The sequence below is a fragment of the Longimicrobium sp. genome (genome assembly GCA_036377595.1).
Taxonomy (GTDB): domain Bacteria; phylum Gemmatimonadota; class Gemmatimonadetes; order Longimicrobiales; family Longimicrobiaceae; genus Longimicrobium.
The window spans coordinates 1-25,001 of record DASUYB010000195.1 but is presented as its reverse complement, the minus strand read 5'-3'; the positions used below and the strand labels follow the sequence as shown (position 1 = coordinate 25,001).

Sequence of the window (25,001 nt, the reverse complement as noted above, 5' to 3'; positions counted from 1 at the left end):
CCCGGCTCGCTGTACGCGCCGTCGCCGCGCGAGCTGCCCGAGCGCGTGCCCGGGCCGGAGTACCCGGCACACTGCATCGTGCGGCAGGTGCGCGCGAACGGCATCCTGTATTTTCGCGACCGCTCGATCTTCCTGAGCGAGTTGCTGATCGGCCAGCACGTCGCGCTGGAAGAGATCGCCGACGGCATCTGGTCGATCTACTTCTACGAGCTGCTGCTGGCCCGGATGGACGAGCGCAGCTTCGCGCTGTCCTGAGCTCTCTTTTCCCGTGGGGCTGCTGACGCGTCCCTAGGGAAAAAGTCGAAAAAACGAACCGTGGTGAACCGCGTCAGCACCGTGAGGAGGTGTCAACCATCCTCCCGGTCTGAAGTGTCAAGCGTCATCCCGGTTGCTCAGAACGCGGCGGGGCGGCGGCGAGATTGCAGGTCTCGATGCGCGTGAGGCGGGGCGGCACGGGATCGCCGCGGGCCCGGCGCCGTTGGGCAGCGTAGTTTGCTGCCCTACGGCGCGCGCAGCCCGACCCGGAGCGAAGCGGAGGGGCATGCCCAACTCCGCTGTTGAACTCTGTTCAGATCATCGGCCCTGATCGAAGGAAGAGGATGAGCGACACCACGACCGCCGGCGCGCACCCGGCGTACGACGAGCTGCGGCGCCTGCTGCGCGAGACGGCCACGCTGCAGTCCGCGTCCAGCATCATCGGGTGGGACCAGGAGACGTACATGCCCCCCGCTGCCGCCCAGCTCCGCGCCGAGCAGTCGGCGCTGATGTCGTCGCTGATCCACGAGCGGCGCACCAGCCCCCGGCTCGGCGAGCTGCTGGCGGAATGCGAGGCCGACGCCGGGCTCGCCGCCGACCCGGAGGCGGCCGCCAACCTGCGCGGCATCCGGCGCGACTTCGACCATGCGACCAAGCTCCCGCCCGACCTGGTGCGCGAGCTGGCCGAGACCACGTCGCGGGCGATGAACGTGTGGCGCGAAGCGCGCGAGCGGAACGACTTCGCCACGTTTGCGCCGTGGCTGGAGAAGATCGTGGCGCTCACCCGCCGGCGTGCGGAAGCCATCGGCTGGCCCGAGGGCGGCGAGATGTACGACGCACTGCTCGACGAGTTCGAGCCGGGGATGACCACGGCCGAGATCAACCGCACCTTCGCGGCGCTGCGCGCGGGGCTGACGCCGCTGATCCGCGCGGTCGCGGAGTCCGGCGTGCAGCCCGACACGGCCTGGCAGCGGACGCCGATCCCGGTCGACCGGCAGGCGGCGTTCAACGTGGAGCTGGTGCGGCGGATGGGGTTCGACCTGCAGGCGGGGCGCCTGGACGTGTCGGCGCACCCGTTCTGCGACGGCATCGGGCCGGGCGACACGCGGCTGACCACGCGCTACGCCGAGGACCAGTTCCCCAGCGCGCTCAGCGGCACCATGCACGAGACCGGGCACGCGATGTACGAGCAGAACCTGCCCAAGGCCGACCGCTTCGGGCAGCCGCTGGCGGAGGCGGCCAGCACCGGCATCCACGAGAGCCAGTCGCGCATGTGGGAGAACCTGGTGGGCCGCTCGCGCCCGTTCTGGGAGTGGGCGCTGCCGGAGATCCAGCGCGCGTTCGCGCCGTCGGGGCTGGACGCGCTCGACCTGGAGACGGCGTACCGCGGGATGAACGTGGTGCAGCCGAACCTGATCCGCATCGACAGCGACGAGACCACCTACAACCTGCACATCATGCTGCGCTTCGACCTGGAGCGCGCGCTGCTGTCGGGCGACCTGGCGGTGGGCGACCTGCCGGAGGCGTGGAACGAGCGCATCCGCGCCGACCTGGGGCTGGAGGTGCCCGACGACGCGCGCGGGTGCCTGCAGGACATCCACTGGTCGATGGGCGCGCTGGGCTACTTCCCCACCTACACGCTCGGCAACCTGTACGCGGCGCAGTTCTGGTCGGCGCTGCGGCAGGCGCTTCCCACGCTCGACGACGATCTCCGCCGTGGCGAGTTCGGGGCGCTGCTGGCGTGGCTCAAGGAGAACGTCCACCGCCACGGCCGCCGGTTCTCCGCGCCCGAGCTGTGCGAGCGCATCACCGGCAGCCGTCTGAGCCACGAGCCGCTGCTGCGCTACCTCGAGGCCAAGGTAAGGCCGATCTACGGGATCTGAGGCTCGATAACGACCAGTTCTCACGCGGAGGCGCGGAGACGCGGAGGAGACCGTTTCTCCGCGCCTCCGCGTCTCCGCGTGAGTCATTCAGTGGGCGACGAGACGGTTCGGTGATGGCGATGCGTTCGCGCCGCCGCGGACGCGGAGTACGCTCCGAATCGGCGCTGGACACGTGTAAACTGTTTGAATGTTTGAAGAAAGGAGGATTTCGAAACCCACCAGGTTTTTAGATCCGCGTCTCTCCCGCCACCGCGCAAACATATACGCTGCTTGCAGTTGGATTCTTCCTGCCCATCCAAGGGTTTGTGGAAAAGCGGCCTAAGTACACACCGAGCACACGTTTACGCTGGTTCAGGCACTTGCTTCGGAGAATCTTCGGCTTTATCATTAACCGAAGAGAATCCGAAGTTGCCGGCCCGCTTCTGCTCGATGGGAGGACCCAAACGATGGTTGAGCCGAACAGCCCCGTTCCCCACTCCAGAGAGGCCACCGTTTCGCACCTTCGCGAGATGGCCGCCAATCGCGTGGAGAACACCTCGCTGCGCGGAGTGGCGCGTGAGATCGGGATGAGCCCCACCGGGCTGAAGAAGTTCCTGATGGGCACGGCGCCGTACTCGCCCACGCTGCGCCGGCTGCGCAAGTGGTACCTGCAGTACGCCGCGCTGCCGACGGCGGAGCTGACCTACCAGGAGGCCTCGGCCGCGCTGCTGGTGCTGACGCACGACCTCTCGCCCGAGCCGCGCAGAGAGGCGTCGGACGGCGTGCTGGACTCCGTCGCCCAGGGCTACGACGCCAGCGGCCGCGCGCGCCCGCGCTGGGTGGACGAGCTCCGCGCCGAGTACGGCAGGCGCAACGGACGCTGACGCAGCGACGTTCCGACAGCAGCTGACCCCCTCGCCCGACCCAGGAGACGGGCGAGGGGGTCGTGTCTCCGCGCGTGGCGGCGGCTAGTGCTTGAGGGTGATCAGCACGACTCCGTGCATGGCCGCCGGTCCGTATCGTAGCACGGCTTCGGAGCCCTTGAGCAGCTCGATGCTCTGGATGCGCGCGGGATCGATCGGGACAGGTGCTCCAGGCGCTACCGGAAGCACGCGCCCGTCCACGACGATCAGCGCAGGCGGCTGATCCGGCCGCGCCCGCACCACCCCGCCGCAATCGGGACAGATGCGGCCGCATCGGTGTGTTACGGGGGCACCGGCAACGCGCAGCAGCACGCTCCGCGGCTGCGCGTCCGCGATGACGACGGGTGACGGCCGCGGTGGCATCCGCATCCCGCACCCGCAGACCGCAAGCACCAGCGTGGCGGCGAGAGCCTGCCGAACCTTCATCTTCCCTCCTGCCCGGAGGCGGGGACTTCGTGCTTGAGTATGATCAGGAGCGCGCCGTTCATCCCCGCTCTGCCATAGAGCGCCTCAGCCTCCGGTACCTTCAGCACGCGTGCATCCGCTCGCCGCAAGGAGGAGTGACGCTGCGATGAAAAGCTGTTCCATCCATCTCGCCCCGAGAAAACCCATCGTTCCTGGAGACAACGCGCCGCTCCCTCTCCATCTGACGCAACGAACCCCTCGCCGGCTCGGCCGGCGAGGGGTTCGGCGTTCTGTCCGGCCGACGGGCTCAGTTGACGGTGTCGGCGTCCTTGGTGCGGACCAGCACCACGCCGTCGGCAGCGCGGTCGCCGTACTGCTGCACGGCGGCGGGGCCCTTCAGCACCTGGATGTCGCGGATGTCGTCGGCGTCGATGTCGCGCAGCGCGGAGACGGGCACGACCACGCCGTCCACCAGCACCAGCGGATTCTCCGCCGCCACGGTGGCGTTGCCGCGGATGCGGAAGGTGGCGCCCGGGTCCAGCGCGATCCGCTGCTCGCCGCCCTCGGCGCCCGCTCTGGTGGTGATGATCACCACGCCGTTCGCGCCCGCCTGGCCGTAGACCCGCGTCGCCGCGTCGCCCTTGAGCACCTCGATGTTGGCAATCTGGGCGGCGTCGATCTCGGGGACGCCGTTCTCCGTCGTGTACACCTTCCCGTCGACGATGACCATCGGCCGGGCCGAGACGCTGGCACCCTCCGAGGCGCGCACCATCTGCCCCGAAGGAGCGGTCGGCGACACCAGCCGGTCGGGCGCGCACCCGCCGCTCACCAGGATGATCCCGCCGAAAACGGCCAGACACTTCAGCTTCATGCTCGTCCCTCCCGTGATCTGGTGACCATCGAACCGGCATGTTGCCCAGTGAACGCGCCGCGCGCCGGCTGTATGACACGGTCCGCGTGAGCGGAGGATGAAGATCGCCGGATCGGTGCCAGGAGATTCCATCAATCGCCCCGCACGGGTGCCGTGCGGGGCGATGCGCGTCGCGGCTAGGATGCCGGCGCGGGCTCCGGCTCGGGCGCGGCGATCTTGCCGACGGGCACCGTCTCGCGGATGGCGATGCCCTCGCCGAAGCGGAAGACGCGGGGAAGCTCGATGTCGCGGCTCTGCGGCTCCATCTCCTGCCCGGCGACGGTGAGCTGGACGCCCACCCTGAGCCGCCCCGCGCGCAGCTCGCGGAACTTCCCGCCCTGCACCACCAGCACGCCGCCGAGCACCGTCACCCCCACGCCCACATTAAGGGGGATGGAGACGGGATACGTCTCGTTGAAGACGAGCTCGATCTTCGGTTCGTACTCCCACGCGAAGCGGTGCTCGGCCAGCTCCAGCATCGTCTCCTCGTCGGAGGGATGGCGGCGCGCGTCGGCCAGCTCGCGGATCTCGGGATAGCGCTCCCAGGCGCCGGTGAGCAGCTCGGCGAACGGCGCGTCGAGCACCTGCGCGGCCTGCTCGACCACCTTGCCGATGGCCGCCTCGAAGACGTGCTCGCTGACGTAGCTGCGGAACGGGCCCAGCTTCTCGCGCACGGCGGCGGCCACCCGGTCGGCGAACGACGCCTCGAACTCCACCGCCTGGGCCACCGTATCGGGGCTCTGGTCCATCGTCATCTCCTCTTGAGGATCACGGGTCCGCCGTCGGCCCGGAACGCGGGCTCGTCGCGGCGGACCTGCACGCGTATGCGATTGGCTGTGCCAACCGTCTCCGGCTGCTCGGTCGGCACGGGCGGCGCCTGGCTCTCCACGGCGCGGACGGCCACGCGCCCCGGCCCGAGCGGCGCCTTCCCATCCGCCTCCACCGGCCGCGGATCGGCGATGCGGACGCCCAGCTTCACCCGCCCGCTCCCCGCCACGCTCCCGGTCTCCGACGTCGTCCGCGATTCGCCGGAGGAGACGCGCATCCGCACGCCGACGGGCGGCGCGGGCGCGGCGGCCACCATCGGCTGCGGCTTCGGCGCGGACACCACGACGCGGCGCCGCATGCGCAGATACGTCACCGCCGCGGCGGCCATGAGCAGGAGCGCGATCAGCCCCCACAGCACCGCGCGCGGGAAGCCGCCCGTCTGCGCCGCGGGCTGAGGCCGCGCGGGCTGCTGCGCCTGCGGCTGCGTCGCGGGGACGACGGGCTGCTGCGGCTCCGCCGGCTGCGCGATCGCCGCGCTGTCCACCGGCTGCGCAGCCGGCGTCGTATCGGTCGGGGCAGGCTGCGTGGCAGGCGTGGTGTCCCTCGGCTGCGGGCGCGCGGGTGTATCGACGGCCGCGGGCGGCGGCGGCGGAGGCGGAGGCGGCAGGACCACGACCGGCGCGCGCGAGACGGTCAGGTTCACGACGGTGCCGGGCGCGACCCGCGTCCCCGCGGGAACGGACTGGCCGACGATCGCCGGCTCGCCGGGCCGCTCCTGCTCCGTCACCGCGCCCGGGCGCAGCCCCGCGTCGACGAGCGTCCGCCGCGCTGTCGGCAGCGTCTGCCCCGCGAGCGACGGCACCGTCACCAGTTGCTGCCGGGCAATGACGATCGACACCATCGTCCCCGGCTGCACCGAATCGCCGGCGGCGGGCGTCTGGCGGACGACGGTCCCTATCGGCGCGGAAGACGTCGTGCTGTCGACGCCGCCGAGGAGGAGGCGCGCGCCGCCCAGCGCCGTCCGCGCGTCGGCCACGCTCTGCCCGCCGAGGTTCGGCACGGCCACGAGCTCCGGCTTCGGCGCTGGAGGCGGCGCGGGCGGCGTCACCGGCGTGCGGGCGCGGTTGGCGATGGTCATGCGCACGCGGGTACCGGGGCGCACGACGGTGCCGGGCGCGGGATCCTGCGCCACGATGCGGCCGGGACGCGCGTCGGGCGCCGCGGTGGAATCGATCCCGCCGGGGATCAGGTTGCCGGTGACGAGGCGGATGCGCGCCATCGTCGGGCTCATCCCCGTCAGGTCCGGCACCGTCACCTGCGACGGGATGCGCACGCGCACGCCGATCCGCGGCCCGCTGACGCCGCCGGACGCGCCGTCGGTCGTCTGCCCCTGCGTCTGGCCCTGGTTGGCGGGCTGGCCGGTCGACACCTCGAGCACCGCGCCGGAACCGACGCGCACCGGCGAGCCCGCGCCGGGCTCCTGCGACACCACCACGCCGCGCGGCTGCGCCGACGACACCGGCCGCACCTGCACGTTCATCTGCAGCGCGCGCAGGCGGCCCATGGCCTGGTCCTGCGGCATGCCCACCACGTCGGGCATGGTGGGCACGGCCCCGGCAACCTGCGCGCGCAGCGGCGCGCCGGCGCAGAGGGCGAGGGCGACGAGGATCGGGACGAGCGAGAGGGAGACGCGCCTCGGCATGGGTTCCCGCGAAGACGGGGAGAGGCGGAGTAGCAGAAGAGTACCAAACGGATGATACATCCGCCGCGGGTCCGGCACAACAGAAACGGTTGTGGCGAACGACGATGCGGCCCTGTCCGGTCATCATGTTCTCAAGAGCAGACGACCGCCGGTCGCGTTCGAATCAGCCGCGCGCGCAGCGCGCCCAGGTCCCTCCCCCAGTCGGTTTTGGGGGAGGGACAGGCGCTGACCGGACGCGACGCAGTCGCGCCGGCCAGCGCCAGGGAGAGGGCCTGCGGCGGTCGCGCAACGGTCGGATGCTTCTCGCCGCACCATCTCCGGAATTCCCCGACCCTCGGTTGCCGCGCCCCGTCCCGTCTGCTACCTTTCCGCCTTCCGAGACCCGGACAAACCCAGCATCGGAGCCCGCTCCTGACCCCGACGCTCGTCAGCACCGACCTCCCCTTCCCGCTGCGGGTGCGCGGGAAGGTGCGGGACGTGTACGACCTGGGCGACGCGCTGCTGATGGTGGCCACCGACCGCGTCAGCGCGTTCGACGTGGTGATGCCGCAGCCGGTGCCCCGCAAGGGCGAAGTCCTCACCCTGATCTCGGCCTGGTGGTTCGCGCGCACCGCCGACCTGGTGCCCAACCACCTCCTCTCCGTCGACCCCGACGACATCGCCGCGCGCCATCCCGCGCTCCAGCCGCTCCGCGAGCTGTGGGCGCGGCGCTCCATGCTCGTCCGCAAGCTGCAGCCGTTCCCGGTGGAGTGCGTGGTCCGCGGCTACCTCTCCGGCAGCGCGTGGAAGGAGTACCGCGAGCACGGCACGCTGGCCGGCGAGCCGCTCCCCGCGGGGCTGGCCGAGTCCGGCCGCCTCGATCCCCCGGTCTTCTCTCCCGCCACCAAGGCCGAGACCGGCCACGACGAGAACATCCCCTTCGGCAGGATGGAGGAGATCCTCGGCGCGGAGGTTGCCGGTCGCCTGCGCGAGCATTCGCTGGCGCTGTACGGCCGCGGGCGCAGCGTGGCGGCCGGTGCGGGGATCATCATCGCCGACACCAAGTTCGAGTTCGGGCGGGATGGAGATGGGACGATCCGGGTGATGGACGAGGTGATGACGCCCGACTCGTCGCGCTTCTGGCCGGGGGAAAGCTACGCGCCGGGGCGCGGCCAGCCGTCGCTCGACAAGCAGCCGCTGCGCGACTGGCTGGAAGAGCGGGTCGGCCGCGGCGAGTGGAACAAGGCGTATCCCGCGCCCGACCTGCCGCCCGCGGTGGTCGAGGCCACCTCGGCGCGCTACCAGGACGCGTTCCGCAGGCTCACGGGGATGACGCTCGACGAGTTCCCGCTGGGTGGAGGGGAGGAGGGGGGATGAGCGACACGGCGAACACGGTGGCCGGCGCGCGCAGGCGGCGCCTCAGGCGGGGGATCATCATCCTCCCCAGCGCCTTCACCGTGGGGAACATGTTCCTGGGCGTGTGGGCCATCGTGCACGCCGCCCGCGGCGACTCCATCACCGCCGGCTGGCTGATCGTACTGGCGATGGTGTTCGACATGCTCGACGGCCGCATCGCCCGCTTCACCGCCACGGGAAGCGCGTTCGGCGAGGAGCTGGACTCGCTGGTCGATGCGATCAGCTTCGGCGTGGCCCCCGCGCTCATCATCTACTTTACCTTCCTGAAGAACGGCGGCGAGTGGAGCTGGATCGTCTCCTTCCTCTACATCGTGGCCGCCGTCTTCCGCCTGGCCCGCTTCAACATCGAGCAGGCGGGCACCGCCAAGACCGCCTTCCACGGCCTCCCCAGTCCCACCGCGGGGGGATGCGTGGCGACCTTCTACGCGTTCACGCAGACGCCGCTCTGGGCGCGCTGGTTCAGCCACGTGGACGCGGGGCGCGCGGCCGGGTGGCTGATGATGTTCGTGGCGGTGCTGATGGTGAGCAACGTCCTTTACCCGGTTGTCCCGCGCTTCAGCTTCCGCACCTGGAGCGGGCGCTTCGCGATGTTCATGGCGGTGGTGGCCATCGTGGCCGCCTTCACCTATCCCGAGTACTTCTTCTTCCCCTTCGCCATCGTCTACATCGCCTACGGGCTGGTGCGGACGGTGCTGCAGGGGTTCGAGGAGAAGCTGCCGGAGGAAGAGCCGATCGAGACGGTGGCGCCGGACCCCGACGAGGTGCGGCCGCTGGAATACGAGGGGCGCCCCGGCCCGCGCGCCGACGCCGGGCCGCCGCCCGAGGCGAACAACGAGGAGCTGATGCCGTGACGGACTTTCGCGTGGAGGTGCGGGTGACGCCGCGCCGGGGGATCCTGGACCCGCAGGGGAGCGCCGTGCAGGGCGCGCTCCGCTCGCTGGGCTTCGGCGGGGTCGAGGACGCGCACGTGGGGCGGCTGATCCGCTTCACCCTGGCCGCGGACGGCGAGGGCGACGCGCGGGAGCGGGTGGACGCGATGTGCCGGCAGCTGCTGGCCAACCCGGTGACCGAGGACTACGAGATCGGCGTGGAGGCGCTGGCGGGCGTATGAAGATCGGCGTGGTGACCTTCCCCGGCAGCAACTGCGACTACGACTGCTACAAGGCGGTCCAGGAGGGGCTGGGCGCCGAGGCGGTGTTCCTGTGGCACAAGGAGCACGACCTGCAGGGCGTGGACGCGGTGTTCCTTCCCGGCGGCTTCAGCTACGGCGACTACCTGCGCGCGGGCGCCATCGCCGCGCACAGCCCCATCATGCGCGAGGTGATCGCCTTCGCCGGCGAGGGCGGGCCGGTGGCGGGGATCTGCAACGGCTTCCAGATCCTCTGCGAGAGCGGGCTCCTTCCCGGCGCGCTGGTCCGCAACCGCACGCTCAAGTTCCGCAGCCGCCCCGTCCATCTCCTGGTCGAGCGCAACGACACGCTCTTCACCGCGGAGTACGACGTGGGCCAGGTGCTGGAGGTGCCGATCGCGCACGGCGAGGGGTGCTACTTCGCGGACCCCGAGCTGCTGGACGAGCTGGAGGCGAACGGGCAGGTGGTGTTCCGCTACTGCACGCCGGAGGGACTCGTCGCCCCCGCGGCGAACCCGAACGGCTCGGCGCGGAGCATCGCGGGCATCGTCAACGCCGCCGGCAACGTGCTGGGGATGATGCCGCACCCCGAGCGCGCCGTCGACCCGCTGCTGGGGCCGACGGACGGGCTGGGGCTGTTCCGCTCCGTGGCGGCGCACCTGGCGCGGGTGTGAGGAGGAGCCGAGTCGGCCGGGCTGGGACGGGCGATTGATGAAATCGCGGCGACAACGGCCCGAAGTCCGCCTTCGCGGACTCCCTCGGCGGCATCGCGGTGCCGTGAAAAGTTTGCTGTGATTGAAGGATCTACTGGAGTTTTGCGAGAGGTGGGGAGAAGCGTAGGGAGATGAGGGAGAGGCCGGAGATTCCCTCGACGGTGTGCAAGCGGTGATGGTGGAGCGAGTTATGCGCGGGTGTCCGCTCCCGGGGAGATCGGCGGCGGCGATGGCAGAGGACGTGCGAGATGCTCGCCGACCCCTGACACACCGGAGGTGAGACGATGAAGGTGAAGCTGACGCTGGCCGCGGCGCTCACGATCCTGTCCGCCGGGTCGACGCTCGCGCAGCACCACATGATCGCGCCGGGGATGAACGCGCAGCAGGTGCGCGGCATCTTCGGCGCGCCCGCGCGCACCCGCGACGCCGGAGAGTGGAGCTACTGGTTCTACTCCAACGGCTGCCCCAACCGCTGCGGCAGCGACGACGTGGTGTTCTTCCGCAACGGCCAGGTGGTGACGGCGGTGCTGCGCTCGCGCGCCCGCGCCATCAGCGGCCCCGCCGCCGCCGACGTGCTGGACGACGAGGGCGGCGTGCCGAACGCCGACGCCATCCGCGCGCAGGCCGCGCCGGCGCAGGGCCCCGCGCCGCGCCCGTCGGGCGACCGGATCATCGTCCGCGGCCGCAGCCGCGACCGGAACGGGACGGGTGAGCAGCCGCCGGCCGAGGTCGGCGGCATCAGCGTGGAGAGCCGCCCGGGCACGGCCGGCCAGGTGCGCGACGTGGCGCCCGTCCCCCGCTCCGGGAGCAACCTGTCGCGCGACAACGCGGACGTGGGGGCCGGGCAGACCACGATCATCCGCTCGGGGAGCCCGCAGGGCCTCACCCGCGGCGGCGGCGTGACGACGCCGGGCGCGGCCACGAGGACGCAGACGGGGAACGGGCCGACGGTGACCGGCCCCGGCCCCATTACCGCGGGCGCGCAGCCGCCGGCCAACCTGACGGACACGACCGGCACCGCGCGCGCCACGGCCGTCGACGACGAGCGGGTCTCGCGCGAGAGCAAGGTCACGCGGACGACGGTGCCGAACCAGCCCGACACCATCCAGTCGCGCCGCCGCGACCGCGAGAACAGCGTCACCCCGCGCGTGGTCCCGCGGCCGTAGGGGCGAGGGCGATGCGTGCGCGGTCGATGCTCGCTCCAGATGCGTACTTCGGCGCGGCCGCGGGCGGCCCTCACCCCGCGCCTTTAGAGCGCTCGCCCTCTCCCGATAACGGGAGAGGGTGGGGCTCGAAGGAGATGGCGGCGCGGGTCGACTGCCGTGGAGCAATCTCCGCCTCGCGCCGGGATGTTGCCGCGGGAGTCCGCGAAGGCGGACTTCGGGCCGTTGTTGCAGCGAATTCATTCGCCCGTGCGGGCTTGCGGGCGAGCTTTCGCGTTTTCGACGCCTGGAAACCACATCAACCGAGACGCATAGACCGGTGTCCGTGAGCACACGCCCCGGCGATCCCGCGATCACCCCCGAGCTGGTCGCGGAGCACGGGCTTTCCCCCGAAGAGTACCAGCTCGTCCTCGGCATCCTCGGCCGCGAGCCCACCTTCACCGAGCTGGGCGTGTTCAGCGCCATGTGGAGCGAGCACTGCGGCTACAAGAACAGCAAGCCGCTCCTCCGCAAGCTCCCCACGCAGGCGCCGTGGGTGCTGCAGGGCCCCGGCGAGAACGCCGGCGTCATCGACGTGGGCGACGGGCTGGCCGTTGCCTTCAAGATCGAGTCGCACAACCACCCCTCCGCCGTCGAGCCGTACCAGGGCGCGGCGACGGGCGTCGGCGGCATCCTGCGCGACGTGTTCACCATGGGCGCGCGCCCCATCGCCATGCTCAACTCGCTGCGCTTCGGCGAGATCGACGGCGAGCAGGGCGACCGCGTGCGCTACCTCTTCGCCGGCTGCGTGAAGGGGATCGGCGACTACGGCAACTGCGTGGGCATCCCCACCGTGGCCGGCGAGGTGTACTTCGACGGCGCGTACGAGGGGAACCCGCTGGTCAACGCCATGTGCGTGGGGCTGATGAAGCACGACGACCTGATCCGCGGCGTGGCGGCGGGCGTCGGCAACGCGATCATGGCCGTGGGCGCGAAGACGGGGCGCGACGGCATCCACGGCGCCACCTTCGCCTCCGCCGAGCTGTCGGAAGAGAGCGAGGCCAAGCGCCCGCAGGTGCAGGTGGGCGACCCCTTCACCGAGAAGCTGCTGCTGGAGGCGTCGCTCGAGCTGATCAAGTCCGGCCACATCGTCGGCATCCAGGACATGGGCGCGGCGGGGCTCGTCTCGTCGAGCACGGAGATGGCGGCGCGCGGCGGCACCGGCGTGGACATCGAGATCACCGCCGTCCCCGTCCGGGAGCGGGGGATGACGCCGTACGAGATCCTCCTCTCCGAGACGCAGGAGCGGATGCTCGTGGTCGCGAAGAACGGCCACGAGGAGGACGTGCGCGCGATTCTCGGCAAGTGGGACCTGGACGCCGAGACCATCGGCCGGGTGACGGAGACGGGGCGCTACGTGGTGCGCGAGCACGGCACGGTGATCGTCGACATCCCCGGCGAGCCGCTGGTGGACGGCTGCCCTACGTACACGCGCGAGGGCGTCGAATCCCCCGAGACCGCCGCGCTGCGCGAGTGGGATCCGTCGACGCTCAAGCTGCTGTTCGAAGAGCACGAGCCCGCCTGGACGCTCGAGCGGCTGCTGGATTCGCCGTCCATCGCCAGCAAGCGCTGGGTGTACGAGCAGTACGACAGCACGGTGCGGACGAACACGGTGGTCGGCCCCGGCGGCGACGCGGCGGTGCTGCGGCTGCGGGGGACGAGCAAGGCCGTGGCGGTGACGGTGGACTGCAACGGCCGCTACGTGCACCTCAACCCCTATCGCGGCGGCCATATCGCCGTCGCGGAGGCGGCGAGGAATCTCGTCTGCACCGGCGCGCTGCCGCGGGCGGTGACGGACAACCTCAACTTCGGCAACCCGCTGAAGCCCGAGGTCTACTTCCAGATGTCCGAGGCGCTGCGCGGCATCGGCGAGGCGTGCGCCGCGTTCGAGACGCCGGTGACGGGCGGCAACGTGTCGCTCTACAACGAGAACCCGCGCGGCGCCATCTATCCCACGCCCACGATCGGGATGGTGGGGATCGTGGAGGACGTGGCGCACGTCACCACCGCCGCGTTCAAGGCGGAGGGCGACGCGATCGTCCTGGCCGGCACGAACACGGACGAGCTGGGCGGGAGCGAGTACCTGAAGGTGATCCACGGCCTGGTCGCCGGCGACGCACCGCGGATCGACCTGGCCGCGGAGAGCCGTCTCCAGCGCGGCGTGCTGGCGGCCATCCGCTCGGGCCTGGTCCGCTCCGCGCACGACACGGCGGAGGGAGGACTGGCCGTGGCGATCGCGGAGAGTGCCTTCGCCGCGGGCGCGGACCCGTTCGGCGTGGACGTGGCACTCGACGACGCCCTTCCCGCGAACGCGCTGCTCTTCGGCGAGGCGCAGGGGCGCGTGGTGCTGTCGTGCGAGCCGGCGAAGGAGGCGGAGCTGATCCGCTGCCTGGAGATCCACGGCGTTCCCGCGAAGCGCATCGGCACCGTCGGCGCGCGCGGCGGCGTCTTCCGCGTGGCCACGCGCGACGTGGAGATCCGGGACTCGTCGACGGCGCTGCGGGACGTCTACGAAAACGCCATCCCCCGCCGCATGGACGGCACCCCCGCGGACGTGGAGACGGCGCTGGAGAGCGAGGTCCAGCACGGGGCGTAGGGAGCGCCGCCGCGGCGTCCGCGCGCGCCCTCTCCCTGGCGTACATGGCGCGACCCGTCGCGCCCATGTTCGCCTGTCCCTCCCCCAAAACCGACTGGGGGAGGGACTTGACTGCTCGCTTCGCTCGCGGCGCGGGGACGACGCTGCCGGCGCCGATCCCCGGCTCCCCGGCGGGAAAGCGGTGCGTGCGCTGAGTCGCCGCGAGCGAAGCGAGCCGAGGTCCCACTCCCGTGCTGTTCGGGAGAGGGACAGCGCGAAGCGCAGGGTGAGGGTCTCGCGCCGGGGCAGACGCAACTTCCGGCCGGCGCGCCGCGGGCGGCTCGTGATCGCCCCCGCGGTGTATTATCCCGGATTGAAACCACAGCTAGCAGGACCTGAATCTCGTGTGTGGAATCGTCGCGGTATCGGGCAACGCCGACGCAGCGCGCATCGCCTACCTGGGGCTGTACTCGCTGCAGCACCGCGGGCAGGAGGCCGCCGGCATCGCCACCTACGACCGCGCCAGCGGCACCAGCCACCGCGTGCGCGAGGCCGGGCTCGTCTCCGACGTGTTCACCGAGGAGCAGCTGGCCAAGCTGCGCGGCTCCACCGCCGTGGGGCACATCCGCTACTCCACGGCGGGCGGCGCGGGGCTCAAGAACGCGCAGCCCATCCGCGAGACCTATCGCTCCGGGCACCTGGCGCTGGTGCACAACGGCAACCTCACCAACTTCCACGCCATCCGCGACCGGCTGCTGGACGAGGGCGCGCTCTTCCAGAGCACCATCGACAGCGAGGTCATCGTCCACCTGATCGCCCGCTCGCGCGAGGCCACGCCCGACGCGCAGATCGCCGACGCGCTGACGCAGCTCGAGGGCGCCTACTGCATCCTCGCCTGGGTCGACGACGTGCTGTACGCCGCGCGCGACCCGTACGGCTACCGCCCGCTGGTGATCGGCACGCTGCCGGGCGGCGGGCTGATGCTGGCGTCGGAAACGTGCGCGCTCGACATCGCCAAGGCCACCTACGTGCGCGACGTGGAGCCGGGCGAGCTGATCCGCATCCGCGGCGGCGAGATCGAGTCGCTCGCCTGCCTGCAGCCGTACGTGGCCGAGCCGCAGCCGTGCATCTTCGAGCTGGTCTACTTCGCCCGCCCCGACACGCATCTCTGGGGATACACTGTCGACCGCGCGCGCCGCGCCTTCGGCCGCAAGCTGGCCGAGGAGCGCCCCATGCCCGGCGGCGACATCGTCATCTCCGTCCCCGACTCGGCCAACTCGGCCGCGGTGGGATACGCGGAAGCCAGCGGCATCCCCTTCGAGCTGGGGCTGATCCGCAACCACTACGTGGGCCGCACCTTCATCACCCCCGGCCAGGAGGGGCGCGACTTCAAGGTGCGGATGAAGTTCAGCCCCGTGCGCGAGGTGCTGGACGGCAAGCGCGTGGTGGTGGTCGACGACTCGCTGGTGCGGGGGACGACGTCGCGCGCGCTGGTGGCCATGCTGCGTGACGCGGGGGCGAAGGAGGTGCACTTCCGCCTGGCCAGCCCCCCGGTGCGCTGGCCGTGCTTCTACGGCATCGACATGCCCACGAAGGACGAGCTGATCGCGTCGGAGAAGACGGTGGACGAGATCCGCGACTACCTGGGCGTGGACTCGCTGGGCTACCTGTCGCCCGAGGGGATGGTGGAGTGCGTGCGCGACCGCGGCGAGACGTACTGCACCGCCTGCTTCACCGGCGACTACCGCGCCCCGCTGGTCGACGCGCAGGAGGGCTTCGCGATGAGCTCGCACTGCTGAGGCACATCTCGGCATCTGGACCGACATCCTGCCCGCCAGGCCCTCTCCCCCCGGCCCCCTCCCCCAAAACAGACTGGGGGAGGGGGAGACCTCAGCGCGAGGAAAAGCTTCGGTGCGGGTGAGGAAGCATCCTACCCGCCAGACGGCTCCCTCCCCGGCCCCTCCCAGCCCGATCTCGGCATCTCCCGCAATTCCACCGTTGTCCTCCTCTTCCCCACACGCGCGGTAGGGCATCGTCCTACTTGCCCTCGCACGCGCGCGAGAGCACCTTTCCCTTTCCGAATCACTCCGAAGCGGCTGGGGCGCATGCATCGCCCCTACAGACGTTTAGACCCGAATCGCCCCTGAGCTGGAGGGCACGATGAGATACCGCACCTATCCCGGCACCGACATCACCGTTTCCGAGGTCGGCTTCGGCCTGTGGACGCTGGCCGCCGGCTGGTGGGGCGAGTTCAGCGACGATGAAGCCATCTCCATGCTCCATCGCGCGTTCGACCTGGGGATCACCACCTTCGACAGCGCCGACACCTACGGCAACGGCCGCGCGGACGAGATCCTGGCGCGCGCCTTCGCCGGCCGGCGCGACCGGATCGTCATCACCACCAAGGTGGGATACGACTTTTACAACAACCCCAACGTCCGCCGCGGGCAGCAGGAGATCCCGCACAGCGCCGACCCGGCGTACATCCGCTTCGCCGTCGACGAGTCGCTCAAGCGGCTGCGGACCGACGTGATCGACGTGATCAGCTACCACAACGCGCACGAGGAGCACGTCCCCGACGACGGCATCTGGGAAACGCTGGCGCGGCTGAAGGAGGAGGGGAAGGTCCGCGCGTGGGGCGCCGCGCTGGGGCCCAGCAACGGCTACCTGTTCGAGGGGCTGGAGCTGATCCGCAACCGCGGCGTGAAGAACCTGCAGCTCATCAACAACGTCCTGGAGCCCTTCCCCGGGCAGATCCTGACGGGGGAGGCCGAGGAGCACGGCGTCGGCCTGCAGGTGCGCGTGACCCACAGCTCGGGGATGCTGGAAGGGAAGTACACGGAGGAGACGGAGTTCGCCAAGAACGACCACCGCCGCCACCGCCCGCGCAGCTGGCTGACCAACGGGCTGAAGAAGCTGGAGGCGCTCGGCTGGCTGCACGAGGGGCGGGGGATGACGATCGGCCAGGCCGCGCTCAAGTGGCTGCTCGCCAGCCCCGCGGTGATGACGACGCTGCCGAACATCTACAACCTGGAGCAGCTGGAGGAGTTCGCCGCCGCCAGCGACCTGCCCGACCTCACCGCCGACGACCTGCGCCGCATCGACGAGCTGCAGCGCATCAACTTCGGCGTGTACGAGGAGCACATGCGCTACAAGGGGACGATGGTGCGCGACGGCGAGCCGCTGGCCCCGCACTACCGCTACGCCGGCGACGGCTACCCCCGCGCGCCCCAGGTGGTGGAGACGGCCGCGGCGGATTGAGACAGCGCCCATCGAGCATATGCAGCGGCCCCGGCGATTCAGCTCGCCGGGGCCGCTGTCGCAATGGCCAGTTCGCGCGCATACCCTGCTTCAGGAGCGTTGATGAAGACGCGTCCCGCATAGGCATCGTCGTGGAGGCTTGGCGCCATCCTGGCCAATGCGCCGAAGCGATTGATTCGGCGCGGAGAATGACGGGCGCCGGCGTACACGGCCGGCGCCCGCACCGGGTTACGCCGAGCAGCCGGGGCCAGCGCCCAGGCAGGTATAGCCGAAGCAGGTGCCCACGGCCGGATCGCAGGTGTACTGCTGGATCCTCGTAGCCAGGTGCGCCTCCACCGTGCCGGCCTGCGCCTCGGCGACTGCCACCTCGAAGCTGGTCACCTCGAGCGCTTCCACGTCCAGCGTGATCTTCCTCATGCTTCCCCACTCCTTCCACTGGTGGCTCCGCACGCGTTTCGCCGCGCATAGGAATCGTAACGCGCACGGTTAATTGTTCTCATGTCTTCAAACACTCGCAGCGCGGCAGGTGCGAGCGGTTGCACGATCCGCGCCAAATGTCTCCATCCCAATGACTTACGAGAGCGGCCCCGGCGAAGGTATCGCTGGGGCCGCTCTCAAGCCGAATGCGAAATCGCGAACCTGCGTCAGCGCGGCCAGGCGGGGCCGCACCCCGTCTGCTGGTAGGTGTCGCTGATGTTCAGCAGCTTCCAGCGTCCGTCGCGGCGGGCCAGGTGGAAGGCGTCGAAGCCGCAGTGGGTGACGGTGGTGTCGCGCCGGACCTGGTATTCGGCCCAGACGGTGGCCAGGTCGCCGCTCACGTGGACCACGGGGTTGCGGATGGGCTCGTCGATCCCCGGCTGGTTCGGCTGCGAGACGGCGTGGATGAACTGCGCCGCCGTCAGCACCAGCACGCGCGTTCCCCCTTCCCGCGCCGGCCGCAGCAGCGTGATGCGCGTGAGCGAGTCCACGTGCAGGTTCATCGCCGTGGTGTCCTTCATCCGCAGCGCGTCCATGAAGCCCTGGACGGCGGCCAGCACCCCGACCCGCTCCTGCTCCGTCGTCTCCCGCGCACCTACGGTCGAGGCGCTCGCGGAAGGGGTGGGTGACGTCTGCGCTTGGCAGGCGGCGAGCAGCGGAAGAGAAAGGAGAACGAGAACGCGCTTGCGCATCGTGGGTGCGTGCGTGCGAGGGTGTGATCCGCATCCGTGGAACCGGTCGCGGCTGCCGGCGGTCGGCCGTGCAATCTGCCAGCAGAAGCTACGAGACGAGACGGCGAGCCGCCAACCGGCCGGCCACGCGTCCTCCCCCGCCCACGGCAGCCGGCCGGTGAGACCGACGCCAGGGCCGCTCTTCCTATTCGTGGAGATTGCAATCCCGGCCGCGAGCCCCTCTCATACGGGTGAACATCAACCCGGAGACGTGATGGAAACCACCCTGCTCGACGAGGCACGCTCGATCCACGACCGGATGGTCGCCGTCCGGCGGGAGCTGCATCGCCATCCCGAGCTGCTGTACGATCTCCACCGCACCAGCGAGGTCGTGCGCCGCGAGCTGGACGCGCTCGGCATCCCATACCGCTTTCCCGTCGCGGAGACCGGCATCGTGGCCACCATCGGCGGCGGCGACGGGCCGTGCGTGGCGCTGCGCGCGGACATGGACGCGCTGCCGATCCACGAAGAGGCCGACGTCGAGTTCCGCAGCGAGATCGACGGGAAGATGCACGCGTGCGGGCACGACTGTCACACCGCCATGCTCCTGGGCGCCGCGCAGCTGCTCAAGTCGCGCGAGGGCGAGATCGGCGGCACGGTGAAGCTGCTCTTCCAGCCCGCCGAGGAGGGCGGCGCGGGCGGGCTGCGCATGTGCAACGAGGGCGCGCTGGAGAACCCCAAGGTGCAGCGCGCGTTCGGCCTGCACGTGTGGCCGTACATCCCCACCGGCACCATCGCCTCGTGCGCCGGGCCGATGCTGGCCTCGGCGGGGATGGTGGAGATCGTGGTGAAGGGCGTGGGCGGCCACGCGGCGATGCCGCACGGCACCGTCGATCCCGTCGTCACCACCGCGCGGATCGTGGGCGAGCTGCAGACCATCGTGTCGCGCGAGCTGGACCCGATGACGCCCGGCGTGGTGAGCATCACCACCATCCATGGCGGCGACGCGTTCAACGTGATCCCGCCGGAGGTGCGCCTGCAGGGCACCATCCGCTCGCTGACGACGCCGGGTCTCCAGTTTCTCCAGGAGCGCGTGCGCGCCATCGCCGAGGGCACCGCGGCCGCTCACCGCTGCACCGCCGAGGTCATCTTCCCCGGCGAGGACTACCCCGCCACCGTGAACGACGCGGAGTCGTGGGCGCTCGCGCGGCAGGTCGGCGCCGCGGTGCTCGGCGCGCAGGCCGTGCACGAGATGACGCCGATCATGGGCGGCGAGGACTTCTCCTACGTGCTGGAGCGCGTCCCCGGCTGCTTCGTGGCGCTCGGCGTGGGCAAGCCGCAGATCGGCGCGGACAAGGGCCTCCACCACCCCGCCTTCATCGCCGACGAGGACGCGCTGCCGATCGGCGCGGCGCTGCACGCGGGCTTCGCGCTGCGCTCGCTGGAGATGCTGCGCGGGTGATGCCGAGCTCTTCCCGGCGAACCGATTCTGCCATTGGCGGTTGACTGCGGGCGGGCGGGTTGGATACAGTCCGTGGATGGACGACAACCATCCGATCGAGGCCCCGCGCGTCGCCTTCCAGGGCGAGCTGGGGGCGTACAGCGACGAGGCGGTGCGGCTGTTCTTCGGCGCGGCGGCCGAGCCGGTACCATGCCGCGACTTCGACGCGGTGGGCGAGCGCACCACGGCGGGCGAGGTCGACTACGGGCTGCTCCCCATCGAGAACTCGCTGGCCGGGAGCGTGGTGCCCAGCTACGACGTGCTCTCGTCCACCGATCTGGCCGTGGTGGGCGAGATCGTCTGCCCGATCCACCACTGCGTGCTCGCCGCCCCCGGCGCGGCGGAGGCGGGGCTGCGGCGCGTGCTGTCGCACCCGGTGGCGCTCGCGCAGTGCAGGCGATGGCTCGCGGCGCATCCTGGCGTCGAGGTGGTCTCGTGGTACGACACCGCGGGTGCCGCCAAGACGATCGCGGCCGAGGGCGACCTGGCGACCGCGGCCATCGCCGGGCGGCTGGCGGCGGAGCGCTACGGGCTGCAGGTCATCGAGGAGCACGTGGAGGACCGGCCGGACAACCAGACGCGCTTCCTGGTCGTCGCGCGCGCGGGCGCGCCGCTCCCCCGCCCTCCCGCGGACTCGTCGAGCGGGATGACGACGGCGCTGCTGGCAGAGACGGCCAACGCGCCGGGCGCGCTTCTCCGCCTGCTGCAACCGTTCGCCGAGCGCGGCGTGAACCTGACCAAGCTGGAGTCGCGCCCTGCCGAGCAGCCGTGGAGCTACCGCTTCTTCCTGGAGATCGACGGCGGGGCGGAGCTGTCGCCCGTGCGCGAGGCACTGGCGGACGCGCACGAGAATTCAGCGTCGCTCCGCGTCCTCGGCAGCTACCCGCGCTGGCTCGCGTAAAGAAGGTTGGCGATTGGGGATTGGATGCGATTCCTTTTGATGATCCCACGCCGCAAAACCTGTCATTCCGAGCGGCGCCGCTGCGCCGAACCGTCATCCACACGGATGCTCGGCGGCGCCCGAGGAATCTTTGGCCGCGTCGGCGCGAATGCCCGGCTGTCGCTCGGATGCAGGCTATAGATTCCTCGGCCGCCGCGCTGAATTCGGTGCGGTGAGAGGCATTCGTCGAGCGGCGGCACTCGGAATGACATCGCGAGGGGTAACCATTTGCGCGGACGATGGTTTGGTGTGGCCGGCCTCGGGATGACGTCGCTGGTCTCGCGCGCTCACTTGAACGGAGGACGCATCAGCCGCTTATGTTGAGCCTTGACACATCTCCCGAAGCGTAGATACAGTTCGAACCATGACGAGCGCCGCCATCTGCACCACCTGCACGACCACTACCACCACGACCCGTGTCACGGGCCGCGGCCGGGAGTGCTTGCGCCGGTAGCAGAAGGCGCGAACCACCTGCAGGACGCGAGCGGCCCGTGAGCGATCACGGGCCGCTCTCTTTTTTCGCCCACCCCGCACGACAGGAACCCGCGATGGACCCGCAACGCCTGGTGGTGCACAAGTTCGGCGGAACGAGCCTGGCCGGCGCGGAGCGCATCCGCACCGCCGCGGAGATCGTCCTCGCCCGGCCCGAGCCACGGCGCGCCGTGGTCGTCTCCGCGATGGCGGGGGTGACGGACGGCTTGGTGCGCGCGGTGGCGCTGGCCGGCGCGCGCGACGCCGCGTACGAGCGGGAGATCGCGACGCTGCGCGAGCGCCATCTCCAGACCGCGGCCGAGCTCCTTCCGCCCGACGACGCCGCCGCGTTCGAGCGCGAGATGGAGCGCGAGCTGGCCGACGTGCACGACGTGCTGCGCGCCGCCTGGATCCTCCGCCACGCCCCGCGCGGCGGCGCCGACATGGTGGCCGGCGCCGGCGAGGTGTGGTCCGCGCGCCTCCTGGCCGCGTATCTCGCGTCACGCGGCGCGGGCGGCGCGTGGCTCGACGCGCGCGAGGTACTCGTCGCCGAGCCGGGCGAGGGGACGGCGCGCGTGGACTGGGCGGCATCCCAGGCGCGGCTGCGCGAGTGGGAGGCCCGGCACGGCGGCATCCCGACGACGCTGGTGGTCACCGGCTTCGTCGCCTCCACCGCGGCGGGCGTGCCGGCGACGCTGGGGCGGAACGGGAGCGACTACTCGGCCTCCATCTTCGGAGCGCTGCTGGGCGCGGACGAGATCCACATCTGGACCGACGTGGACGGGGTGATGAGCGCCAATCCCCGCCTCGTTCCCGAGGCCATCGTCCTCGACCGCCTCAGCTACCGCGAGGCGATGGAGCTGGCGCATTTCGGCGCGCGGGTGGTGCATCCCGCCACCATGGGGCCGGCGGTGGAGCGCGGCATCCCCCTCTACATCCGCAACACCTTCCACCCCGACGCGCCGGGGACGCGCATCGACGCCGAAGGCGCCACCGTGCGCATGGTGAAGGGCCTCTCCACCGTCGAAGGCGTCGCGCTGCTGAACCTGGAGGGGACGGGGATGCGCGACGTCCCCGGTACGGCGCATCGCCTCTTCGGCGCGTTGCGCGAGGCGGGCGTCGAGGCGCTGATGGTGAGCCAGGGGAGCTCGCAGAACTCGCTCTGCCTGGCCGTCCCCGCTGCGTCGGCCGAGACGGCGCGGAGGGCGGCGGACGCGGCCTTCTTCGCCGAGCGCCACCACGGGCAGGTGGGCGAGACCGAGGTGGACCCCGACTGCTGCCTCCTGGCCGTCGTCGGCGACGGGATGGCGGGAAATCCCGGCGTCGCCGCGCGCTTCTTCGGCGCCCTGGGGAAGGCGGGGATCAACATCCGCGCGATCGCGCAGGGCTCGTCGGAGCGCAACATCTCCGTGGTGGTCGACGGATCGCAGGCGGAGCGTGCCTTGCGCGCGGCGCACGCGGGGCTGTACCTGTCGCGGCAGACGCTGTCCATCGGGGTGATCGGGGCGGGGATCGTGGGCGCCGCGCTGCTCGACCAGCTGGCCGCGCGCGCGGGGGCGATCCGGAAAGGCCGCGGGGTGGACCTGCGCGTGCGGGCCTTGGCCAACACGCGCGGGATGGCGATGGACGGGCGCCGCATCCCCCTGCACGAGTGGCGTCGCGAGCTGCAGGGCGGCGAGCCGCTGGACCTGGACGCCTTCGCCGCGCACGTGCAGACGGAGCATCTCCCGCACGCGGTGATCGTGGACTGCACGGCCGACGAGTCCATCGCCCGCCGCTATGGCGACTGGCTGCGGCGCGGCATCCACGTCGTCACCCCGAACAAGCGCGCCAACACCCTCGATCTCCCGTACTACCAGGAGCTTCGGAGGCTGGGCGGCGGCGTGGGCGCGCACTACCTGTACGAGACCACGGTCGGCGCCGGGCTCCCCATCATCCAGACGCTGCGCGACCTGATCGACACGGGCGACGAGGTGCAGCGCGTGGAGGGCGTCCTTTCGGGGACGCTGTCGTATCTCTTCAACGCCTTCGACGGGGTGCGGCCGTTCTCCGAGCTGGTGGCCGAGGCGCGGCGCGAGGGGTACACCGAGCCCGACCCGCGCGACGACCTGTCCGGCGCCGACGTGGCCCGAAAGGTGGTGATTTTGGCCAGGGAGATGGGGATCGGGCTGGAGATGGCGGACGTGGCGCTGGAGGGGCTGGTGCCGGACGAGCTGCGCGGCGGCGGCGTGGACGACTTCCTCTGCCGCCTGCGCGATCACGACGAGCCGATGACGCGCCTCTGGCGCCAGGCCGAGGAGCGCGGCGAGCGGCTGCGCTTCGTCGGAGCAGTGGACCGCGACGGGCGCGCGAGCGTGCGGCTCCGCGCGTATCCCGCCACGCACGCGTTCTCGCGATTGAACCTCACCGACAACGTGGTGCAGTTCCAGACGCGGCGGTACACGCCCAACCCCCTGATCGTGCAGGGCCCCGGCGCCGGCCCCGAGGTCACCGCCGCCGGCGTGTTCGCCGACCTGCTGCGCCTCGCCACCTACCTGGGGTCCGCGCCGTGATCCATCCGACGAAGGCGACGGCCTTCGCCCCCGCGAGCACCTCGAACCTCGCGGTCGGCTTCGACATCCTGGGCCACCCGCTCGGCTTCACGGGCGACCGGGTGACCGTGACGCGCCGCGCTGCCCCAGGCGTCGTCATGGGCGCGGTAACGGGAGATGTGGATTCGCTCCCTTCCGATCCCGCGCTGAACACCGCCGGCACCGCGGTGATGCTCCTGCTGCAGGACCACGCGCCGGAGCTGGGCATGGAGGTGGAGATCGAGAAGGGAATTCCGCTCGGCTCGGGGATCGGAGGCTCGGCCGCGTCCGCCGTTGCCGCCGCGGTCGCGGCCAACGCGCTGCTGCCGCGCCCGCTCCCGACGGCCGAGCTCTTCCCCTACGCGCTGCAGGGCGAGGTGGCGGCCAGCGGAGCGATCCACGGCGACAACGTGGCGCCCTCGCTCTTCGGCGGGCTGGTGCTGGTGCGCTCGGCCCTGCCGCCCGACGTGGTCTCCCTCCCCTCCCCACCCACCCTGCGCTGCGTGCTGGTGCTTCCCGACCTGTGCGTGAACACGCGCGATGCCCGCGCGGTGCTTCCCCGCTTCGTTCCGCTGGGAGATATGATCCACCAGACAGCGAACCTGGCGGGGGTGATCGCCGGATGCTGCACGGGTGACCTGGAGCTGGTCGCGCGCTCGCTCCGCGACCGGGTGGTGGAGCCGCACCGCGCGTCGCTGATCCCCGGCTTCCACGACGTCCAGGCGGCGGCGATGGAGGCCGGCGCGCTCGGCTGCTCCATCTCCGGCGCCGGCCCCAGCATGTTCGCCTGGTGCCGAGGCGACGACGACGGAGAGCGCGTCCGCGACGCGATGATGGACGCGTTCCACCGCCGCAATATCCCCGCGCGCGGCTGGGTTTCGCCGGTAAACGGCCCCGGCGCGCGGGTGGAGGCGGTGGAATGAGATCGAGGATGGTCGGAGATGCGAGATGGGGCGCGAGTATGCGAGTGAACTCGCGGCTACAACGACACGCACTCCGCCTTCGCGGAGTTCACATCTGCGCGAGATTTGCGCGGTGCGCGGCCGGTGATCACCGGCGGACGCACAGATGATTAGCTCACGCAACGATACCGCCCCCGCGCGGTGTCCGCGAAGGCGGACAGTGTGTAGTTGTAGCCGCGAGGTAACCGTTCAGGGGCCATGCGCGAAAGTTGTGGACTTCGTTCATGTTGGCCACTACATATTGTGGCTCATGAGCATAGTCGAGCAACTCGAGGCCAGCGGCGAGGTACTCTCGCCATCGTTGCGTGC

At 71.1% G+C, this 25,001-nt stretch carries 21 protein-coding genes; 15 read left to right on the top strand and 6 right to left on the bottom strand.

What is annotated here, in order from left to right; translation table 11 throughout:
- From VF092_30710 to VF092_30700, 3 genes are all read left to right on the top strand, one after another.
- Nucleotides 1-255: hypothetical protein (locus VF092_30710; protein ID HEX6751705.1), on the top strand; the 255-nt coding region annotated here is incomplete at its 5' end.
- Nucleotides 256-599: 344 nt separating this feature from the next.
- Entirely contained in the window at nucleotides 600-2,138 is a 1,539-nt protein-coding gene (locus VF092_30705; GenBank protein ID HEX6751704.1) for a carboxypeptidase M32, read from the top strand.
- A 446-nt stretch (nucleotides 2,139-2,584) separates the two neighbouring features.
- Nucleotides 2,585-3,001: a hypothetical protein gene (locus tag VF092_30700; protein HEX6751703.1), complete on the top strand. Its 417-nt coding sequence runs from the start codon at nucleotides 2,585-2,587 to the stop codon at nucleotides 2,999-3,001.
- Nucleotides 3,002-3,085: 84 nt separating this feature from the next.
- Here VF092_30700 and VF092_30695 read toward each other — a convergent pair whose 3' ends face one another.
- The 4 genes from VF092_30695 to VF092_30680 all read right to left on the bottom strand — a co-directional run bounded on the left by VF092_30695 (nucleotide 3,086) and on the right by VF092_30680 (nucleotide 6,825).
- A complete protein-coding gene (locus tag VF092_30695; GenBank protein HEX6751702.1) occupies nucleotides 3,086-3,466 on the bottom strand; it encodes a hypothetical protein in 381 nt (126 codons plus the stop codon).
- A gap of 286 nt (nucleotides 3,467-3,752) precedes the next feature.
- The gene (locus VF092_30690; GenBank protein HEX6751701.1) at nucleotides 3,753-4,316 is read right to left on the bottom strand and encodes a TonB-dependent receptor plug domain-containing protein; all 564 of its coding nucleotides are present in this window, start codon (nucleotides 4,314-4,316) and stop codon (nucleotides 3,753-3,755) included.
- 176 nt (nucleotides 4,317-4,492) lie between these two features.
- Nucleotides 4,493-5,104 carry a hypothetical protein gene (locus VF092_30685; GenBank protein ID HEX6751700.1) on the bottom strand — a complete coding sequence of 204 codons (612 nt, stop codon included), beginning with the start codon at nucleotides 5,102-5,104 and terminating at the stop codon, nucleotides 4,493-4,495.
- Between the two features lie 2 nt (nucleotides 5,105-5,106).
- Complete coding sequence (locus VF092_30680; GenBank protein ID HEX6751699.1) at nucleotides 5,107-6,825, bottom strand: PASTA domain-containing protein; 1,719 nt, start codon at nucleotides 6,823-6,825, stop codon at nucleotides 5,107-5,109.
- 51 nt (nucleotides 6,826-6,876) lie between these two features.
- Here VF092_30680 and VF092_30675 point away from each other — a divergent pair, with 51 nt between their 5' ends.
- The 8 genes from VF092_30675 (at nucleotide 6,877) to VF092_30640 (ending at nucleotide 17,100) form a co-directional block, all read left to right on the top strand.
- Entirely contained in the window at nucleotides 6,877-8,181 is a 1,305-nt protein-coding gene (locus VF092_30675; protein ID HEX6751698.1) for a phosphoribosylaminoimidazolesuccinocarboxamide synthase, read from the top strand.
- Nucleotides 8,178-9,071 (top strand): CDP-diacylglycerol--serine O-phosphatidyltransferase, encoded by an 894-nt coding sequence (pssA, locus tag VF092_30670; GenBank protein ID HEX6751697.1) that lies wholly within the window; start codon nucleotides 8,178-8,180, stop codon nucleotides 9,069-9,071. Before VF092_30675 ends, pssA begins: the two co-directional genes overlap by 4 nt.
- Entirely contained in the window at nucleotides 9,068-9,331 is a 264-nt protein-coding gene (gene purS, locus VF092_30665; protein ID HEX6751696.1) for a phosphoribosylformylglycinamidine synthase subunit PurS, read from the top strand. The genes pssA and purS overlap by 4 nt, the downstream gene beginning before the upstream one ends.
- Entirely contained in the window at nucleotides 9,328-10,023 is a 696-nt protein-coding gene (gene purQ / locus VF092_30660) for a phosphoribosylformylglycinamidine synthase subunit PurQ (protein ID HEX6751695.1), read from the top strand. Before purS ends, purQ begins: the two co-directional genes overlap by 4 nt.
- Nucleotides 10,024-10,346: 323 nt before the next feature.
- Nucleotides 10,347-11,228 carry a hypothetical protein gene (locus tag VF092_30655; protein HEX6751694.1) on the top strand — a complete coding sequence of 294 codons (882 nt, stop codon included), beginning with the start codon at nucleotides 10,347-10,349 and terminating at the stop codon, nucleotides 11,226-11,228.
- 322 nt (nucleotides 11,229-11,550) lie between these two features.
- Nucleotides 11,551-13,860: a phosphoribosylformylglycinamidine synthase subunit PurL gene (purL, locus tag VF092_30650; GenBank protein ID HEX6751693.1), complete on the top strand. Its 2,310-nt coding sequence runs from the start codon at nucleotides 11,551-11,553 to the stop codon at nucleotides 13,858-13,860.
- A 383-nt stretch (nucleotides 13,861-14,243) separates the two neighbouring features.
- Entirely contained in the window at nucleotides 14,244-15,638 is a 1,395-nt protein-coding gene (purF, locus tag VF092_30645; protein ID HEX6751692.1) for an amidophosphoribosyltransferase, read from the top strand.
- Between the two features lie 361 nt (nucleotides 15,639-15,999).
- Complete coding sequence (locus VF092_30640; GenBank protein HEX6751691.1) at nucleotides 16,000-17,100, top strand: aldo/keto reductase; 1,101 nt, start codon at nucleotides 16,000-16,002, stop codon at nucleotides 17,098-17,100.
- A 228-nt stretch (nucleotides 17,101-17,328) separates the two neighbouring features.
- On the opposite strand, the gene VF092_30635 is transcribed toward VF092_30640, so the two are convergent.
- Nucleotides 17,329-17,517, bottom strand: a complete 189-nt coding sequence (locus VF092_30635; GenBank protein HEX6751690.1) for a hypothetical protein — start codon at nucleotides 17,515-17,517, stop codon at nucleotides 17,329-17,331.
- A 227-nt stretch (nucleotides 17,518-17,744) separates the two neighbouring features.
- Entirely contained in the window at nucleotides 17,745-18,269 is a 525-nt protein-coding gene (locus VF092_30630; GenBank protein HEX6751689.1) for a hypothetical protein, read from the bottom strand.
- A gap of 253 nt (nucleotides 18,270-18,522) precedes the next feature.
- Between VF092_30630 and VF092_30625 the strand changes: the two genes are divergently transcribed.
- The 4 genes from VF092_30625 to VF092_30610 all read left to right on the top strand — a co-directional run bounded on the left by VF092_30625 (nucleotide 18,523) and on the right by VF092_30610 (nucleotide 24,653).
- A complete protein-coding gene (locus VF092_30625; GenBank protein HEX6751688.1) occupies nucleotides 18,523-19,710 on the top strand; it encodes an amidohydrolase in 1,188 nt (395 codons plus the stop codon).
- A gap of 76 nt (nucleotides 19,711-19,786) precedes the next feature.
- A complete protein-coding gene (gene pheA / locus VF092_30620; protein ID HEX6751687.1) occupies nucleotides 19,787-20,650 on the top strand; it encodes a prephenate dehydratase in 864 nt (287 codons plus the stop codon).
- A gap of 587 nt (nucleotides 20,651-21,237) precedes the next feature.
- A complete protein-coding gene (thrA, locus tag VF092_30615) occupies nucleotides 21,238-23,712 on the top strand; it encodes a bifunctional aspartate kinase/homoserine dehydrogenase I (GenBank protein HEX6751686.1) in 2,475 nt (824 codons plus the stop codon).
- The gene (locus tag VF092_30610; GenBank protein ID HEX6751685.1) at nucleotides 23,709-24,653 is read left to right on the top strand and encodes a homoserine kinase; all 945 of its coding nucleotides are present in this window, start codon (nucleotides 23,709-23,711) and stop codon (nucleotides 24,651-24,653) included. Before thrA ends, VF092_30610 begins: the two co-directional genes overlap by 4 nt.
- Nucleotides 24,654-25,001 lie beyond the last annotated feature (348 nt).